At 69.6% G+C, this 13,825-nt stretch carries 17 protein-coding genes, 1 tRNA gene and 1 pseudogene; 10 read left to right on the top strand and 9 right to left on the bottom strand.

Annotation, left to right across the window (positions count from 1 at the left end):
* Positions 1 to 190 precede the first annotated feature (190 nt).
* The 4 genes from DEJ24_RS04250 to DEJ24_RS04235 all read left to right on the top strand — a co-directional run bounded on the left by DEJ24_RS04250 (position 191) and on the right by DEJ24_RS04235 (position 2,039).
* The gene (locus DEJ24_RS04250; RefSeq protein ID WP_111077424.1) at positions 191 to 490 is read left to right on the top strand and encodes a hypothetical protein; all 300 of its coding nucleotides are present in this window, start codon (positions 191 to 193) and stop codon (positions 488 to 490) included.
* 31 nt (positions 491 to 521) lie between these two features.
* Positions 522 to 1,109: a dCTP deaminase gene (dcd, locus tag DEJ24_RS04245; RefSeq protein ID WP_110903789.1), complete on the top strand. Its 588-nt coding sequence runs from the start codon at positions 522 to 524 to the stop codon at positions 1,107 to 1,109.
* A 79-nt stretch (positions 1,110 to 1,188) separates the two neighbouring features.
* Positions 1,189 to 1,713, top strand: coding sequence for a helix-turn-helix transcriptional regulator (locus tag DEJ24_RS04240; protein ID WP_111077423.1), 525 nt, complete (start codon positions 1,189 to 1,191; stop codon positions 1,711 to 1,713).
* A complete protein-coding gene (locus tag DEJ24_RS04235; RefSeq protein WP_111077422.1) occupies positions 1,710 to 2,039 on the top strand; it encodes a hypothetical protein in 330 nt (109 codons plus the stop codon). Before DEJ24_RS04240 ends, DEJ24_RS04235 begins: the two co-directional genes overlap by 4 nt.
* Positions 2,040 to 2,080: 41 nt before the next feature.
* Here DEJ24_RS04235 and DEJ24_RS04230 read toward each other — a convergent pair whose 3' ends face one another.
* Entirely contained in the window at positions 2,081 to 2,416 is a 336-nt protein-coding gene (locus DEJ24_RS04230; protein ID WP_146242552.1) for a hypothetical protein, read from the bottom strand.
* Position 2,417: 1 nt separating this feature from the next.
* Complete coding sequence (locus DEJ24_RS04225; RefSeq protein ID WP_111077420.1) at positions 2,418 to 3,491, bottom strand: DUF6177 family protein; 1,074 nt, start codon at positions 3,489 to 3,491, stop codon at positions 2,418 to 2,420.
* A 205-nt stretch (positions 3,492 to 3,696) separates the two neighbouring features.
* On the opposite strand from DEJ24_RS04225, the gene DEJ24_RS04220 reads away from it, so the two are divergent.
* A tRNA-Gly gene (locus tag DEJ24_RS04220) sits at positions 3,697 to 3,767 on the top strand.
* 231 nt (positions 3,768 to 3,998) lie between these two features.
* On the opposite strand, the gene DEJ24_RS04215 is transcribed toward DEJ24_RS04220, so the two are convergent.
* The 4 genes and pseudogenes from DEJ24_RS04215 to DEJ24_RS04200 form a co-directional block, all read right to left on the bottom strand.
* Positions 3,999 to 4,367, bottom strand: coding sequence for a DoxX family protein (locus DEJ24_RS04215; protein WP_111045114.1), 369 nt, complete (start codon positions 4,365 to 4,367; stop codon positions 3,999 to 4,001).
* Positions 4,368 to 4,506: 139 nt separating this feature from the next.
* A pseudogene (locus DEJ24_RS17355) lies at positions 4,507 to 5,385 on the bottom strand (NAD(P)-dependent alcohol dehydrogenase); the annotation flags it as partial.
* A complete protein-coding gene (locus DEJ24_RS04205; RefSeq protein WP_111077419.1) occupies positions 5,382 to 5,795 on the bottom strand; it encodes a DUF6640 family protein in 414 nt (137 codons plus the stop codon). The pseudogene DEJ24_RS17355 and the gene DEJ24_RS04205, both read right to left, overlap by 4 nt.
* Positions 5,795 to 6,205, bottom strand: a complete 411-nt coding sequence (locus DEJ24_RS04200; RefSeq protein WP_111077418.1) for a nuclear transport factor 2 family protein — start codon at positions 6,203 to 6,205, stop codon at positions 5,795 to 5,797. Before DEJ24_RS04200 ends, DEJ24_RS04205 begins: the two co-directional genes overlap by 1 nt.
* A gap of 85 nt (positions 6,206 to 6,290) precedes the next feature.
* On the opposite strand from DEJ24_RS04200, the gene DEJ24_RS04195 reads away from it, so the two are divergent.
* Positions 6,291 to 6,920 carry a TetR/AcrR family transcriptional regulator gene (locus tag DEJ24_RS04195; RefSeq protein ID WP_111077417.1) on the top strand — a complete coding sequence of 210 codons (630 nt, stop codon included), beginning with the start codon at positions 6,291 to 6,293 and terminating at the stop codon, positions 6,918 to 6,920.
* 498 nt (positions 6,921 to 7,418) lie between these two features.
* The gene (locus tag DEJ24_RS04190) at positions 7,419 to 7,958 is read left to right on the top strand and encodes a cysteine hydrolase family protein (RefSeq protein WP_111077416.1); all 540 of its coding nucleotides are present in this window, start codon (positions 7,419 to 7,421) and stop codon (positions 7,956 to 7,958) included.
* Positions 7,959 to 8,383: 425 nt separating this feature from the next.
* Here DEJ24_RS04190 and DEJ24_RS04185 read toward each other — a convergent pair whose 3' ends face one another.
* Positions 8,384 to 8,827 (bottom strand): MarR family winged helix-turn-helix transcriptional regulator, encoded by a 444-nt coding sequence (locus DEJ24_RS04185; RefSeq protein ID WP_146242543.1) that lies wholly within the window; start codon positions 8,825 to 8,827, stop codon positions 8,384 to 8,386.
* 83 nt (positions 8,828 to 8,910) lie between these two features.
* Here DEJ24_RS04185 and DEJ24_RS04180 point away from each other — a divergent pair, with 83 nt between their 5' ends.
* From DEJ24_RS04180 to DEJ24_RS04165, 3 genes are all read left to right on the top strand, one after another.
* Positions 8,911 to 9,315 carry a nuclear transport factor 2 family protein gene (locus tag DEJ24_RS04180; protein ID WP_111077414.1) on the top strand — a complete coding sequence of 135 codons (405 nt, stop codon included), beginning with the start codon at positions 8,911 to 8,913 and terminating at the stop codon, positions 9,313 to 9,315.
* A 173-nt stretch (positions 9,316 to 9,488) separates the two neighbouring features.
* Positions 9,489 to 10,037 carry a hypothetical protein gene (locus DEJ24_RS16520; RefSeq protein ID WP_146242542.1) on the top strand — a complete coding sequence of 183 codons (549 nt, stop codon included), beginning with the start codon at positions 9,489 to 9,491 and terminating at the stop codon, positions 10,035 to 10,037.
* 760 nt (positions 10,038 to 10,797) lie between these two features.
* On the top strand, positions 10,798 to 11,232 hold the full coding sequence (locus tag DEJ24_RS04165; protein ID WP_111077411.1) for a DUF2087 domain-containing protein: 435 nt from the start codon (positions 10,798 to 10,800) through the stop codon (positions 11,230 to 11,232).
* A gap of 39 nt (positions 11,233 to 11,271) precedes the next feature.
* Here the strand turns inward: DEJ24_RS04165 and DEJ24_RS04160 are convergent, their stop codons facing one another.
* Together DEJ24_RS04160 and DEJ24_RS04155 are read right to left on the bottom strand one after the other, a co-directional pair.
* Positions 11,272 to 12,255, bottom strand: coding sequence for an alpha/beta hydrolase (locus tag DEJ24_RS04160; RefSeq protein ID WP_111077410.1), 984 nt, complete (start codon positions 12,253 to 12,255; stop codon positions 11,272 to 11,274).
* Positions 12,248 to 13,738 (bottom strand): MFS transporter, encoded by a 1,491-nt coding sequence (locus DEJ24_RS04155; protein ID WP_309147003.1) that lies wholly within the window; start codon positions 13,736 to 13,738, stop codon positions 12,248 to 12,250. Before DEJ24_RS04155 ends, DEJ24_RS04160 begins: the two co-directional genes overlap by 8 nt.
* Positions 13,739 to 13,825 lie beyond the last annotated feature (87 nt).

Raw genomic sequence — 13,825 nt, 5'->3', positions numbered from 1 at the left:
GTCGTCGTGGTCATCTGCGCTCCTGCTGAGGGGTGGCTGCAGCGCGGGGGCTGGGTGCTGAAGCGGACGGGTTCAGCCTAGTCGCGCGGACTCCACCCACTCCGAGGTGCGCTCGACTACCGTGCAACGCGGTAGCCCCAGACCCCGGCCGCTCGTTCATTCGCAGCACTGCGAACAGCTGGAGTCTCCCGTGCGCACACCGTTTCCCTCCCCGCCCGCCGTCCGGCCCGTCGCCCGACGCGTCAGCCTCCGCCGGACCAGCCGCGCTCGTCTGCGCCGCGTCGCCGCCCGCCTGATCGGCGCGGTCGTCGGCCGACCTGGTGCCGGCCCGGACCAGGACCGCTGCCCACGGATGTTGCACGGGCACCGCTGTCAGCTCCGGACGGGCCACCCGGACTCCCACCTGGTCGACGACGGCGCGATCCGGATGCGCTGGCAGGACCGCACCCTGCCGACCGACGACTGGGTCCTGGACGTGTTCGACTCCTGACGGTGCGCGGGCCGGCGACTAGGCTTCCAGCGTGCTGCTCTCCGACCGCGACATCACCGCCCAGCTCGACCAGGGCCGGATCGGCCTCGACCCGTACGACCCCGCACTCGTGCAGCCGTCGAGCATCGACGTCCGGCTCGACAAGTACTTCCGCCTGTTCGACAACCACAAGTACCCGCACATCGACCCCGCGGTGGACCAGCCCGACCTGACCCGTCTGGTCGAGACCGACCCGGACGAGGCGTTCGTGCTGCACCCGGGCGAGTTCGTGCTCGGGTCGACGTTCGAGGTCGTCACGCTGCCGGACGACATCGCGGCGCGGCTCGAGGGCAAGAGCTCGCTCGGTCGACTCGGGCTGCTCACGCACTCGACCGCCGGGTTCATCGACCCGGGCTTCTCCGGGCACGTGACCCTCGAGCTGTCGAACGTCGCGACCCTGCCGATCAAGCTCTGGCCGGGGATGAAGATCGGCCAGCTCTGCTTCTTCCAGCTGTCGAGCCCGGCCGAGAAGCCCTACGGGTCCGCCGACTACCAGTCGCGCTACCAGGGGCAGCGCGGACCGACGGCGTCGCGGTCGGCGCTGAACTTCCACCGGGCGGACGTGTCCCAGCCGCGCTGAACGAGCCTCCGTCGGGGCGGCAGACCCCACGACCTCCGGCTGCGAACCGGAATACGGAATCCTGTGTATCGTTGGCCGCATGCCGCCAGGACACGCTCGCGCGTCGACGACGACGCTCTCCGCCGCAGCGATCATCCGCGAAGCCCGGCTCCGGGCCGACCTGACGCAGGTGCAGCTCGCCCGACGAGCCGGTGTGACCCAGAGCGTGATCAGCACCTACGAGAACGGCCGACGCGAACCCTCGCTCGCGGCGCTCCAGCGGCTCCTGCTCGCGGCGGGGTTCCGCACCGCCATCGACCTGCAACCCGTCGCCGAGCCACTCCCTCTGCGCGAACTCGTCGCCCGGCACCGTGACGAACTCCGTTCGATCCTCGTACGGCACGGCGCCGTCGCCGTCCGGCAGCTCGTCGGCACCTCGGGAGCGCAGGGCGCGGACGACTGGCCGGCGGACGTCGAACTCGTCGTGGACCTGGCACCGCCCACCGGCATGTTCGCGCTGATGCGCATGCAGGACGACGCGGAGGAACTGCTCGGCGTGCGCGTCGAGGTCCTGGCCGCCGATGCCCTGCCGGACGAGCTGCTCGATCGGACGGTCCCGCTGTGACGACGCCCGTCGCGCAGTCCCTGGACGACGTCATCGATTCCTGTGATCGGATCCGCACCTACGTCGCCGACTCGGCCCTGCCCGAGGCGCTCGTGCACGACGCCGTCCGGATGTGCCTGGTGGACATCGCCTCGGCTGTCCAGCGGCTCCCGCCGATGATGACCGCGCACGAACCGGCCGTGCCGTGGGCGCACGTGTCGGCACTCGCCGGCCGACTGACCCGCCGGCCCGCCGGGACACCCGCGTCGGTGCTGCTCGGCACGGCTCGGACCGACGTTCCAGTCCTCTGTGCGGCGGCACGGCGGATGCGCGCCCGCTGCGTCTGAGTCCGGACGGAGGGGTCAGCGGCCGCTGCCACGACCCGGTGTCAGTCCCCGTGCACGATGCACACGGCGTCGAGGTCGAGTGATGCCTCCAGCGCGGCCGTCACCCCGCGCTCACCGTCGGCGTCGAAGGGCGTCACCGTGTCGACCCACCACAGCGGCACCGAGAGCGCCGGGGCGTCGGGCAGGAGCCGCGCGACCTCGCCGAGTTCGTCGACCCGACGCACGCCGAGCACCGTGATGACCGGGTGCGTGGCGTCACGGCAGACCTGCATCATCGGTCCGTCGTCGAGCGCCCGGACACCCCATGCGTCGTCGTGGAGCAGCAACGCCTCGGCGACGTCGCGGACCTGCACCTCACCGCGACAGAGGAGGGTCACGTCACGCGGCACCCTGGGACCCCTGCCCACCGTGGTGCATGGCGTGCGGCCCGAGTGCGCCGTCGTCGGAGGCGGGGTCGAGGGGCGCCCCGCCGACCAACTGCAGGAACCGGTCCTCGTCGATGCGGTCGAGGAACGACTCGAGCGCGGTCCAGCCGTCCTCGAACCGGACGACCAGGCCCTCGCCGACCTCGCCCGCGAACGTGTCAGTGGTGGTGCGGACCGGCGGCCACTCGCCGCGGCGGTCCAGGAAGCGTGTGGCCTCGGGGCCGACGATGACCGCGAGCGGTTCGGGCTCGCCGTAGGCCAACGCGCGCACCAGGTGGTCCGCGTCCCCGCGGCGCTGCATGACGACACCGAACACGGGCTCGACGCCCTCGGCGACACTGTGCACGGCGTCGAGCAGGCGCGATGCGAGCTGCGGGTCCGCTCCGCTCTCGGGGACCGTGAGGACCGCGGACATCGTCTCGACGACGACCCCGTCGGTCAGGTGCGCGGTCATCGTCGCGGCGAAGCCGTCACCGATGGCGTACGAGGTGCTGATGCCCGGCGACTCGTGCATCGCGTACTGCGTCACGACCCAGCGGTCCCACGCCGAGGTGAGCGGTTCCGACGTGCCCCACCGTGTCGGGCACGTGCCGACCGTCGCGCACAGCGCCTCGATCGCGGAGCCGATGTCGACGGTCCGCTCGTCGTGGTGCCGCAGGGTCAGGTCGATGCTGATCTGTCGGACGGAGCCGACGGCGTCGCGGTGCTCCGGCGACGGGTCACCGAGGAGCTCCGGGCCGTGCGTGACGAAGTCCTCCACGCCGGCCGCCGGAACACCGGTCCGCCCGTCCCGGAGGGCACCGTCGGGTCCGCGGACCGCCCACGCGGCGCCGTGCGCGCCCAGGGCGTGCCGCAGTGCGGGAGTGAGTGCAGCCTCCGGCCCGGTCCGCAGGACGACCGTGCGCCCGGCCGCCTCAGCGCGGCGCAGGAGCGAGTCGAGGGAGTCGGTGAGCCACACCACGGGGGCACTGGAGTCCACCACGATGGCCGGACCGACGACGTCGTCGATGAGGGGATGTCGGACCATTCCGGTTCCTCCTCGGGTCAGTCGTACGAGCTGGGTGGTCCACTCGGACGGTACACACGGGCTCCTGGCGGTGTCCGTCGGAGAGCGCGGCTCACAGCGGAGAGACAGGGGCGGACAGGAGGCCCGGCGTGCGTCCGCCACGGAGGTGCGGCTGGCACCCGGCGGAAGTTCCGCTAGGCTGGTGCGGTCCCGTTCGACGGGATGCGCGAGTGTAGTTCAATGGTAGAACTCCAGCTTCCCAAGCTGGTAGCGCGGGTTCGATTCCCGTCACTCGCTCTCTCCGCTTCCGCACTGCTTACCGAGCCCGATTCATCGGGACAGTGATCGCCTTCGGCCCCGACGCCGCTCCGGCGACCTGGATGCCGTCCGGTCGCCGACCGGCTGACGGGCGGCCGAACATGGCTACAGGCGTACGGTCTCCAGATCGTGGAGCTGCGCCGACGTGGCAGTGCTGTCTGTCTGTCTGTCTGTCTGTCTGCGACAGCCTTCTTCACACCGGCTGCAGGCTCACGAGAACACGAGGATGAAGCCGAGGATCGCGGCGGCGAGGGGCAGCGCGGTCAGGACGATTGCGGCAATGGGAGATTCCTTGCGGCGGACGTGAACGGCGATCGCTCCGGCCATGATCACGGTCAGGGCGACGCCGGCGACGGGGCTGAGGGCAGGGGCGATGCGGGTCGCGATGGGGAGGACGAGTCCGATTGCTCCGACGACTTCTGCAAGGGCGATGAGCTTGACGGTGGTGTTGGAGTAGTCCTCGATCCAGCCCATGCCGGCTTCCTTGAGGGCCGGTACTGGGCGGATCAGTTTCATCAGGCCTGCGCCGAAGAAGGCGACTGCGGCGAGACCGGCAACGATCCAGAAGGTGATGGCCATGCGTTGTATCTCCAGGTGGGGTGATGGTGTCCGACGGTGTACTCGATCGAGGAGCGTTGATGCGGCGGGGGTGAACCCCGCAGGTCACTCGATGGTGATGACGAGTCTTCCGCCGCCGGAGGTTGGGGGCGGTTTCCAGCTCCGCGAGGGCGGGGATGGCGTCGTCCAGGGCGACGGCACGAGCGATGCGGGTGACGATCTCGCCTCGTCCGGCGGCGTCGGCGACGCGCTGAAGGTCGTCGCTGTCGGGGCGGGCCATGAACGCGCTGTAGGGGCCGGGTAGGACGCTGCGGGCGAACTTCGATGCCGCGGGGACGATGTCGATGATGCGTCCGTGGAGGGTGAGCATCTGGCGTGCGACGCCGTAGGGCAGGGTCCCTGCCGTGTCGAAGACCACGTCGAACCGGCCGGTGCGCGGAAGAGGATCTGTGTCGAACGTCACGACGGGGTCGACGCCGAGGTGACGAGCTTCGGCTTCCGTGCCCGACCGGCAGCTCCCGGCCACGCTCGCGCCTGCCGCGAGTGCGACCTGGACGGCGATCCGTCCGACTCCGCCGAGGCAGCCGTTGATGAAGATGCGCTGTCCAGGTCGGAGCTTGCCGGCCGCCGTGACCGCCTGGTAGGCGGTGAGGCCGGCCACCGGCAGGGTTGCGGCATGTTCGAAGGAGAGGTCGTCGGGCTTGGAAGCGACGGATCGTTCGTCGGCGATCACGAACTCCGCGAACGCTCCCGCATGCTGCAGGCGCGCCGCGCCGAGGACCGCGTCGCCTACCCGAAAGCGGGTGACGCTCTCTCCGACATGTTCGACGACACCGGCGAAATCGTGGCCGACACCGCGTGGGAACCTCCTGCCGGTCATGACCCGCATCTCGCCGTTGCGGATCTTCCAGTCCATGGCGTTCGCCGATGCTGCACGCACGCGCACGAGGATCTGGCGCCGACCTGGCTGCGGGATGGCCGCGTCTTCCAACACCAGGACCTCGGGACCGCCGTAGCGGTGGTACTGCAGGCGCCTCATCGCTGCCGGGTCCCAGCGAGCCCGCGGCGTGCGAGGAACCAGCCGACGCCGATCACGGCCAGCATGGGGATGGTGAACTTGAGCTGCGGCCAATCGTCCTCAGCGGGCGGGTCCACGCTTGCCGTTCCCGGGTAGAAGAACGCCGAGAGCTGACTGAGCCAGTACGTGCTTGCCGCGAACGCGGCAGCGTCCACGCCCACACGGCCGGAGCCCGGCCGCCACAAGTTCGCCAGGGTCGCCATCGACAACGCGACGCCGGAGCTCATGGTCTGCGCGTTGTGGAACTTCGCGTGCGGAGGCCAGGAGTCGTTGTAGATGTGCGTTTCGTTGAAGTCGAACACGTACGGGCCGACCATCTGCGCCACCGCAGTAGCGGAGACCAGGACTTTACCCAGCGTCGCCCCTCGCATCAGTGCTCAACGTTGGATGTCGTACGGAGCGGCAGGATGACGCGGCTCGCGATCAGCCAGCGGCCTTCATGCAGGACGACCGTGTCGTCGTAGACGACGCCGTGCACGCCGCCGTGAGCCATGATCATCAGTCCCTTGGATCGCACCGACGCCGTCGACTCCCCCGTCTCCGAGATGACGATGTTCGTCACGAAGTGCGACAGCGGCGCATGCCCGGAGGCGAACAGCTGCCCCGCCGCGGTTCGCAGGGCCTCCAGACCCTCGAAAGCGCCCATCCCGGAACTGGTCATGTCGTACGTGGCGTCGGGAGTGAACACCTCACCGAGTTGATCCAGGGCGTTCTCGTCGACCATGAACGCCTGGCGCGCGAGAGTCTCGGAGATCTGAAGCCGGTCATCTGTCGAGAGCATTGCTCCTCCTTGTTTGGTACTCAGTACCGTATCACACCCCGTTCACGTTGGAACCTAGTCCGGCACTTGTTGGTACAGTGAAGCCATGACCGAGCCAGCCGCCGAAGCAGACACGACCCCGCTGACCTTGGTCGAACGCAAGCAGCGTGCCGCGCGGAGCCGGATCATCGACGCCGCAGATGAGTTGTTCGCCGAGCGAGGCTTCGACGCGGTCTCGGTCACGGACATCGCCGAACGGGCCGAGGTCGGCCGGACGACGTTCTTCCGACACTTCGGCGACAAGACAGAAGTCGTCTTCGCCAAAGAGCAGGCCATGTTCGACGCGATCACTACCGTTGCATCCGCGCTTTGGGATCCCGCGCCAGCCGTGCAAACCCTCGGAGACGCCCTGAGCGCGCTCGAACCGCTTGTCCTCCAACTCTGCGCACAAGCGATCTCGGACCTTGCCACGTACGGGCGGCACACAAGGCTTCTCGACGCGCACGAGGAGCTGCGGGCACGCGAAGCGGTCAAGCACCAGTACATCGCGAACGAGTTCACGAAGGCGCTCATCATGCAGAACGCCCCCGTTGACGTTGCCACCATTGCAGGGCAACTCGCGGTCGCCTGCTACTCCAGCGGTCGAATCCTGGCCAGCGACCCCGCCGACCTGGTGGAAGGGACCGCGGATGCCTTCCGGAAAACACTGGCGATGCAATCTGCAGGCTCGAACTAGTCAAGCTCGCGATCGTCGACTGGGCGGTCCTCGTCTGAACGAGTAGGGAGAGGCCGAACACGAGCACTCCCAGCCCGAGCGGGGCAAGGACGACCAGGAACGGCGTCGTCGCTCCTTGAGCAGCGAGCATCATCGCGATCCAGAAGAACGCGATGATGCCTGTTCCCGCGCTCACCGCCCCGAAAGTGATCGCTGCGCCCCATCGCGAAGCGCCCGAAGACAACGGGACGACCAGCAGACTGCAGACAAGCGCTCCGACGATGCCCGGAACGATGCACGACCAGAAGGCGTCGTCCGCCGAAGCCCACTGATCTGGGCCTGCTCCCGTCCAATGCACGGGCACTGGAGAGGGAGGATCCGTCCATGCCAGGCGGAGAGCGACCACCGAAGCTGGAGCAAGCCAGGCCACCAGCGCAGCCACGACAAGCGCAGCGCTCAAGCGCGAGCGCGAGTTCCATGACAGCGGAAGATCCAGGCGAGCGTCGCAATACTCGTGACATGACCCGTGCTCTCGTCCTCGTCGACATCCAGCGTGACTACTTCCCCGGCGGCGCGTTCCCCCTCGTCGAGCCCGAGGCGGCGGCCACCGCGGCGCGGACCGTCCTCGACCGCTTCCGCGCGTCCGGCGAGCTCGTCGTGCACATCTTCCACGTCAGCACGGACCCGGCAGCGTCGTTCTTCCGTCCCGAGACGTCTGGGGTGGAGTTCCACTCGTCCGTCACGCCCGCGGACGGTGAGGTCGTGCTCGAAAAGCACCGGCCGAACAGCTTCATCGACACGGGGCTGGCATCGGTCCTCGACGACGCCGACGTCACCGAACTGGTGATCGTCGGGATGATGAGCAGCATGTGCATCGACTCGACCACGCGGGCCGCGCACGAACTCGGCTACAGCAACACCGTCGTCTCGGACGCCTGCACGGCACCAGACCTGCAACACGGTGACACGGTCGTGCCGGGCGCAGCCGTGCACGCCGCATTCATGGCCGCGCTCGACGGCAGCTTTGCGACCGTGACCGACAGCAGCTCCCTGGTGTGATCGACCCGGTCACCGAGACGAGCAGTCATTGACCGGTAGGCCATGGCTCATCGAACGTCGCTGTTGATGACCTCCGACATCGCCCGCAGCGAAGTGAGGCCCACGGACCCGGCCCGGCTTGAACGGGCAGCGACCCTCGCCATGCTGCGGGCAGGACGCATCCTCACCGGGTAGATGCACTTTGGGCGGGTTCCCGTGGATGCGACAGCCCCTCAGCGACCGGTCATTGCGTCGACGCACGATCGTTCACTGCGACGGTGACGGTCCCCAGCGCTCGCTCCCTCGCCACAACTCCGCTGTCCGCTGGGTCACCGGCTCACGGAACATCACTGCAGGTTGCCGGCTGGATCACCGCGGGGGGCAGCCACGGGAGGAGCGCCGTCGTCGCGATGACGAAAGTCACTGCCAGGTCGACGGGCCTGCAGCTAGTGGGCGACTTCAGTGGTGATGAGATCGAGCAGCCGCTTCAACGTCGCCCGTTCCGCTGAGGTCAACTGCGTCAGCAGCTGGTCCTGCGCCGCCGCGAAAGCGGGGTCGAGCCGCTTGAGGAGCTCCGTCCCCGCAAGCGTGTGCTCGAGCAGGTTGCGTCGCACGTCTGCGGGGTCAGGACGCCGCGTGACCAAGCCGAGCTGCTCGAGCCGCGCAGCGTATCCCGAGAGGTCTTTGCGGTCGATCCGGACGCGACGGCCGACTTCGGCTTGGCTGAGCGGACCAGCCGCCTCGAGCACGGCAAGGATCGGGTACGCCGCCTTCGGGACGCCGGCCTCGGTGGTGAGCTCCGACACCACTCGAGACGCTCGCGCCGCAGCCTCGACGAGCAGCCAGCTCGGAAGCGAACGCAGTCGCTCCGGAATCTCCCGCTCAGCCATGTTCTCCACGGTAGGCGAAACTCCCGCTTCCGTGTATCGTTGGGATTCCAACGTTGGGATCCCAACAGTAAGAGAGGCTTCTCATGTCAAGCACACCGTCGGACATCATCTCCCGCATCTTCGCCGCGATCGACGACCGCCGCTTCGACGATCTCCCCCAGATGTATGCGAGCGACGTGGAAGCGACGACGGTCATGGGTGTCACTGTCGGCGCCGGCTTGGTGGTCGAGCAGGTCCGCGCCGTTCACGAGCCGATCCCCGCCACGCAGCACCTCGTCTCGGGCGTCGTGGCCGACATCGCGGGGAACCAGGCGGAAGTTCGCGGCAATGTCACTGCGGTCTTCTGCGACGACGCGCATACGCCGGCATTCGAGGGATCGAACGTCTGGCGCGGCCGCCTGATCCGTCACGGCGACACCTGGCTCGTCACGTCGTTCTCCATCAACCTGGTGTGGGCGCGCGGAACGTTCCCCCAGCTGCAGGCGTGACCACCGCGGACCTCCCCGACTGTCGTGCCTCACCACTACGTCTCCAGACTTGGCGGATCCCCTCCGCGAGCGGGACTCGCGCCAGGCCGAGCGGGGGGGGGGGGAGGACGGTAAGCTCCGGTCGACCGAAGCCGGGCGGACTTGCCCGGTGACGAGGGGGGGGGGGGGAACACGTGGACAAGCGCAACATGCTCCGGGGAACCGGAGTCGCACTGATTCTGGGCGTCACTCTGGTGGCCAGCGCCTGCTCCGCTCCGAGCAATCAAGAAGGGCCGCGTGTCCCATCTTCATCCTCCGCGGCGAAGCAAACGACGCCTGCCAGCGCCTCCCGTCCAACCGATGCAGCATCGCCTTCCGATGCGGGCTCGAGCACTCAGGCTGGCGCGGCGGCGACGCCACTGGGCGACGCGACGCAGGATTGGCCCGCAACCGATCTCGGTCAGCGTCAGGGTGCGATGGGGTCGGCAACCGAGGAATCGCCCGGCGTCTACCGGTATGTGGTCGCAGCCAACGACACCACCTCCAACCTGCTCGAGCGGTTCGACCTGTGCCAGATCGATATCGCGCTCTCGTATGAAGCCGACGGCGGCCATCTCGCCGCAGGTCAGGCCATCACCGTGCAGAGGCACATGGCTGACGGACGAGGCAGCGACACCACCGACGACCACCGAGGCTGGAAGTGCACCTACCCCGAGCAGCCCCGCATCTCGCGGACGGGTTAGCCCGCGAGGAATCTGCGCCACCGCTCTCGCATGCTGTCGGTCTGACTGACTGACTGACTGACCGCCCTAGGCAGCACGGCTGACCATCAGCACATCAGAACGCGCCCGGTAGCCGATCGACCGCCGAGACATCGGCCGAGTACAACTGAGGGATGCGAACACATCGACTCTGGGTGGGCTGGATACTCGGCCCGGTCACCATTGCGTTGTTCGTCGTGACCGTCATCGCAGCGGCCACACGTTTCACGTCGTGGCCGCCCCTGCTCGCCGCTGCGGTGACCGCCGCCGTGGCTGGATCAGTTCTCTTCGTGTTGGGGCCGCGCGCTGCTCGACAGCAGCAACGTACGCAGCGGATTGAGGCAGCGGAGCGCGACCGGTAGAGGATCGGCATCCGGGACGAAGCTGCGCTCGTCGCAGTGCTCAGGCTCGACGCAGCACACTGGGCTCACTTAGACGAGCTACCGCGACAGCAAGCTGTACGCGTCGACGACCAGCGTCGTGAGGTCGCCGGAAACCGCTCCGCGATCGCAGCAGACAGGGGGATCTCCCGGCTCCCCGGGAGGCCCAGACACCTGCACCAGCATCTCCGCCCCCCCCTCTGTCGACCGCCGTCCCGACTGAGTACCGGGCAATCCCGGAGTCTCACCTGCCGCGAGAAGCGACAGGTGGAGCCGCCGTTCCCCGCTCCGCGTCGCGCCCGCGCCACGTCCGTCGGTATCGTCACCGGCACCCAGACGACGAAGGAGTACTCGACGTGAGCATGCAGTCCGCACTCCGGCGCGCACGGCAGGTGGTGGCGGTCGCCATCAACCCGCACATCCCCGCGGACCGGTTCGACTGGGTCGGTGACGACGGAGCCGTCGTCACCGACCTGCTGGTGGAGGCGAAGGAGACGATCGAGCTCCTGCAGTCCGACCGGGCCGTCCTGCACACTGGGCGGATCCGCGACCTGCCGACCGATGCGCGCCGGCGTCAGGAACTCTCGAACGCGATCGTCCAGACCGTCTTCGACCGCCTGCCGGCTCGGCGCAGCGTCTCGGAAGCGGCACTGAACGCCGCCCTCGCGATGTTCGTCGAGGACGTCGCGCTCGTCCGGCGCGACGCGGTCGACGCCGGCGTGCTCACCCGGTCAGCGGACGGTTCGTCGTACCGTCTCGACACGAACCCGGCCCGGAACGGCGGGCACCTGCCGTGACCTCGACCTGTCGCCCTGACCGCTGGCGGGTGACCGGCGTCACGCGCGGCTGACCGGCTCGCCGAGCAGCCGCCGGGTCCAGTCCGCCAACGCCGCGGTCGCGCGCCGCGACACGGCGGCCTCGGGCACCATGCTCGTGAAGCCGTGGAAGGCGCCCGGCCAGACGTGCAGCTCCGCGTCGACGCCCGCGGCCCAGAGCGCGCTGGCGTAGGTGACGGTCTCGTCCCGGAAGACCTCGGCGCTGCCGCAGTCGATGTACGTGCGTGGCAGCCCGGCCAGTGACGTCGCACGCGCCGGGGCGGCGTACTCGGACACGTCGTCGGTGGCCCGGCGGTCGCCCAGGTAGGCGGTCCAGCCGGACCGGGTCATCTGCCGGTCGGCGACGCCGACGCCGTCGATCTGCCGCGTCGACACGGTCCGGTCGCGGTCGTCGAGCATCGGCGAGACCAGGATCTGCCCGAGGAGGGCAGGGCCCCTGCGGTCGCGTGCGAGCAGGGCCGTCCCCGCCGCGAGGCCGGCTCCGGCGCTCTGTCCGGCGATCACGATCCGGTCCGGGTCGATGCCGAGTTCGTCGGCGTGCTCGGCGACCCACACCAGGCCGGCGAAGCAGTCCTCGACCGGGTAGGGGTCCGGGTGTTCCGGGGCCAGGCGGTAGTCGACGCTGACGAGGACGACGTCGTGGTCGAGCAGCCAGTCGTCGTAGGAGCCCAGGTTGCCGAGGTGGTGGCCGAACATCATGCCGCCGCCGTGGATCGTGTAGACCCCGGTCGTCGGGCCGGTGCGGCCGGTGCGCTGGATGACCGCCAGCTCGATCGGGTCGCCGAGGTGGCCGGGCACCGTGATGCTCCGACGCTCCAGGCCGCGCTGGCGCAGTCGCTCGTCGTGGGTCTCCAGCGGGATGTCGAGCTGCCGCATCCGGGGCAGCATCTCCGGCGTGAGGACGAACGGTCCGCGCGCGGCGAGTGCGGCGAGGAACGGCGCGAGCTCGCGGTCGAACGGCGGGCGGGCAATCAGGTCAGACATCGGTGTTCTCCTGGCTGGTGGTGGGAGCAGTTGCGGTGGAAGGGGTTGCGGCGGTGCGGGCGCGGAGCATGCCGACGACGACCAGGACGGCCGCGACGGCGGTGACCACCGCGCCCGCGATCGAGACGGCGCCCTCGAACGCGGCGGTCCGACCCGGCGCCCAGGGGGTCGTGCCGAGGTCGCCCGGCACGAGTGCGGCGAGGATCGTGCCCGTGGCGGCGATCCCGACCGCGGTGGCGATCTCACTCGCCGTGTCGACGAGCGCCGCCCCGATCGACGTCCGGTCGGCGGGCAGCCCGTGCAGGACGTTGTTGCCGGCCACGGCACCGACGACGCGCATGCCGGCGGCGACGAGCACGAGGGCGACCAGGACACCGGGGTACCCCAGCCGTGCGGTCAGGGCGAACACGGCGAGGCCGGCGACGACCGCGGCGGCGCTGATGCGTGCCGCCCGGTCGAGTCCGACGCGCTGGACGAACGGGCCGACGAGGCGTCCGCTGGCGAGGAGCACGACCACCTGCGGCAGCGTCCCGACTGCGGCGAGCGCCGGGGGCCATCCCCAGGCGAACTGCAGCTGCAGGGTGACGAGGTACGACAGCGCGGCCATGGCGAGACCCGCCGCGGCCTTGTACGCCAGGCCACTCGCGACGAGCGGCCGAGCGATCAGGTGCAGGTCGAGCAGCGGGTGGTGTGCGGTGCGCTCCCGGACGACGAAGCCGACGGCCACGAGGGCGGTGACCGCGCCGGCGCCCCACCCGGCCCATCCGGCAGCGCCACCGACGACGAGCGTCGGGGTGACGAGGACGCCGACGATGCTCGCGGTACCGAGGACCGCCCCGGCGACGTCGATCGGGTCGCGGTGCAGGTCGTCCGGGCGGTCCGCGGCGATCCCTGCCCGGATGCCGGCGAAGGCGACGACCGCGATCGGCACGTCCGCGACGAGCAGCACCTGCCACGGCGCCACGGCCAGGACGAACCCGCCGACGGTCGGCCCGACGGCGAGGCCGACCAGCCCGGCGGTGGAGATGACGGTGAGCGCCCGGACCCGCAGGTCCTGGCGGGCGAAGAGGCGGAACGCCAGTGCCATCGAACCGGGGGTCGTCATCGCGGCGGCGACGCCCATCAGGGCCCGGACGACGATGAGCTCCTGGACCGAGGTGACGAACACGGTCAGGAGGCTCGCCACCGCCAGCAGCACCAGGCCGACGAGCATCGTGCGACGCCGGCCGACGCGGTCGGCGACCGCACCGAACAGCAGCATCAGGCCGCCGAAGGCCACCGAGTAGGCACCCGACACCCACTGCAGCGCGGTCGTCGAGGCCCGGAGGTCACGGGCGATGGTCGGCAGCGCGACGTTCAGGACCGAGTTGTCGAGCATCTCGAACAGGAAGACCGCGGACAGGCCGGCCAACGGCAGCCAGGCGTCGCGGAGACCAGCGGGTGGCGAGACGGGTGTGGTCGGCGGGGAGGTTCGTACTGACACGGGCGCACTCCTTCGATGAAGAAGTGGCGGCTCCCGTGAGACGCGTACGCGGTTCCGTCTGCCGGAGCAGAACGGGTTTTTTTCCCT

This window comes from Curtobacterium sp. MCPF17_001, assembly GCF_003234615.1.
Lineage (GTDB): Bacteria > Actinomycetota > Actinomycetes > Actinomycetales > Microbacteriaceae > Curtobacterium.
This window is presented reverse-complemented; position numbering and strand designations above follow the sequence as displayed.

Bases quoted from the DNA above. Each gene is read 5' to 3' on its own strand.
- DEJ24_RS04240 (WP_111077423.1), top strand. From the start codon at position 1,189: ATGCCGCCAGGACACGCTCGCGCGTCGACGACGACGCTCTCCGCCGCA.
- DEJ24_RS04195 (WP_111077417.1), top strand. From the start codon at position 6,291: ATGACCGAGCCAGCCGCCGAAGCAGACACGACCCCGCTGACCTTGGTC.
- DEJ24_RS04180 (WP_111077414.1), top strand. From the start codon at position 8,911: ATGTCAAGCACACCGTCGGACATCATCTCCCGCATCTTCGCCGCGATC.
- DEJ24_RS04165 (WP_111077411.1), top strand. From the start codon at position 10,798: ATGCAGTCCGCACTCCGGCGCGCACGGCAGGTGGTGGCGGTCGCCATC.
- DEJ24_RS04160 (WP_111077410.1), bottom strand. From the start codon at position 12,255: ATGTCTGACCTGATTGCCCGCCCGCCGTTCGACCGCGAGCTCGCGCCG.
- DEJ24_RS04200 (WP_111077418.1), bottom strand. From the start codon at position 6,205: ATGCTCTCGACAGATGACCGGCTTCAGATCTCCGAGACTCTCGCGCGC.
- DEJ24_RS04190 (WP_111077416.1), top strand. From the start codon at position 7,419: ATGACCCGTGCTCTCGTCCTCGTCGACATCCAGCGTGACTACTTCCCC.
- DEJ24_RS04225 (WP_111077420.1), bottom strand. From the start codon at position 3,491: ATGGTCCGACATCCCCTCATCGACGACGTCGTCGGTCCGGCCATCGTG.
- DEJ24_RS04205 (WP_111077419.1), bottom strand. From the start codon at position 5,795: ATGCGAGGGGCGACGCTGGGTAAAGTCCTGGTCTCCGCTACTGCGGTG.
- DEJ24_RS04215 (WP_111045114.1), bottom strand. From the start codon at position 4,367: ATGGCCATCACCTTCTGGATCGTTGCCGGTCTCGCCGCAGTCGCCTTC.
- DEJ24_RS04185 (WP_146242543.1), bottom strand. From the start codon at position 8,827: ATGGCTGAGCGGGAGATTCCGGAGCGACTGCGTTCGCTTCCGAGCTGG.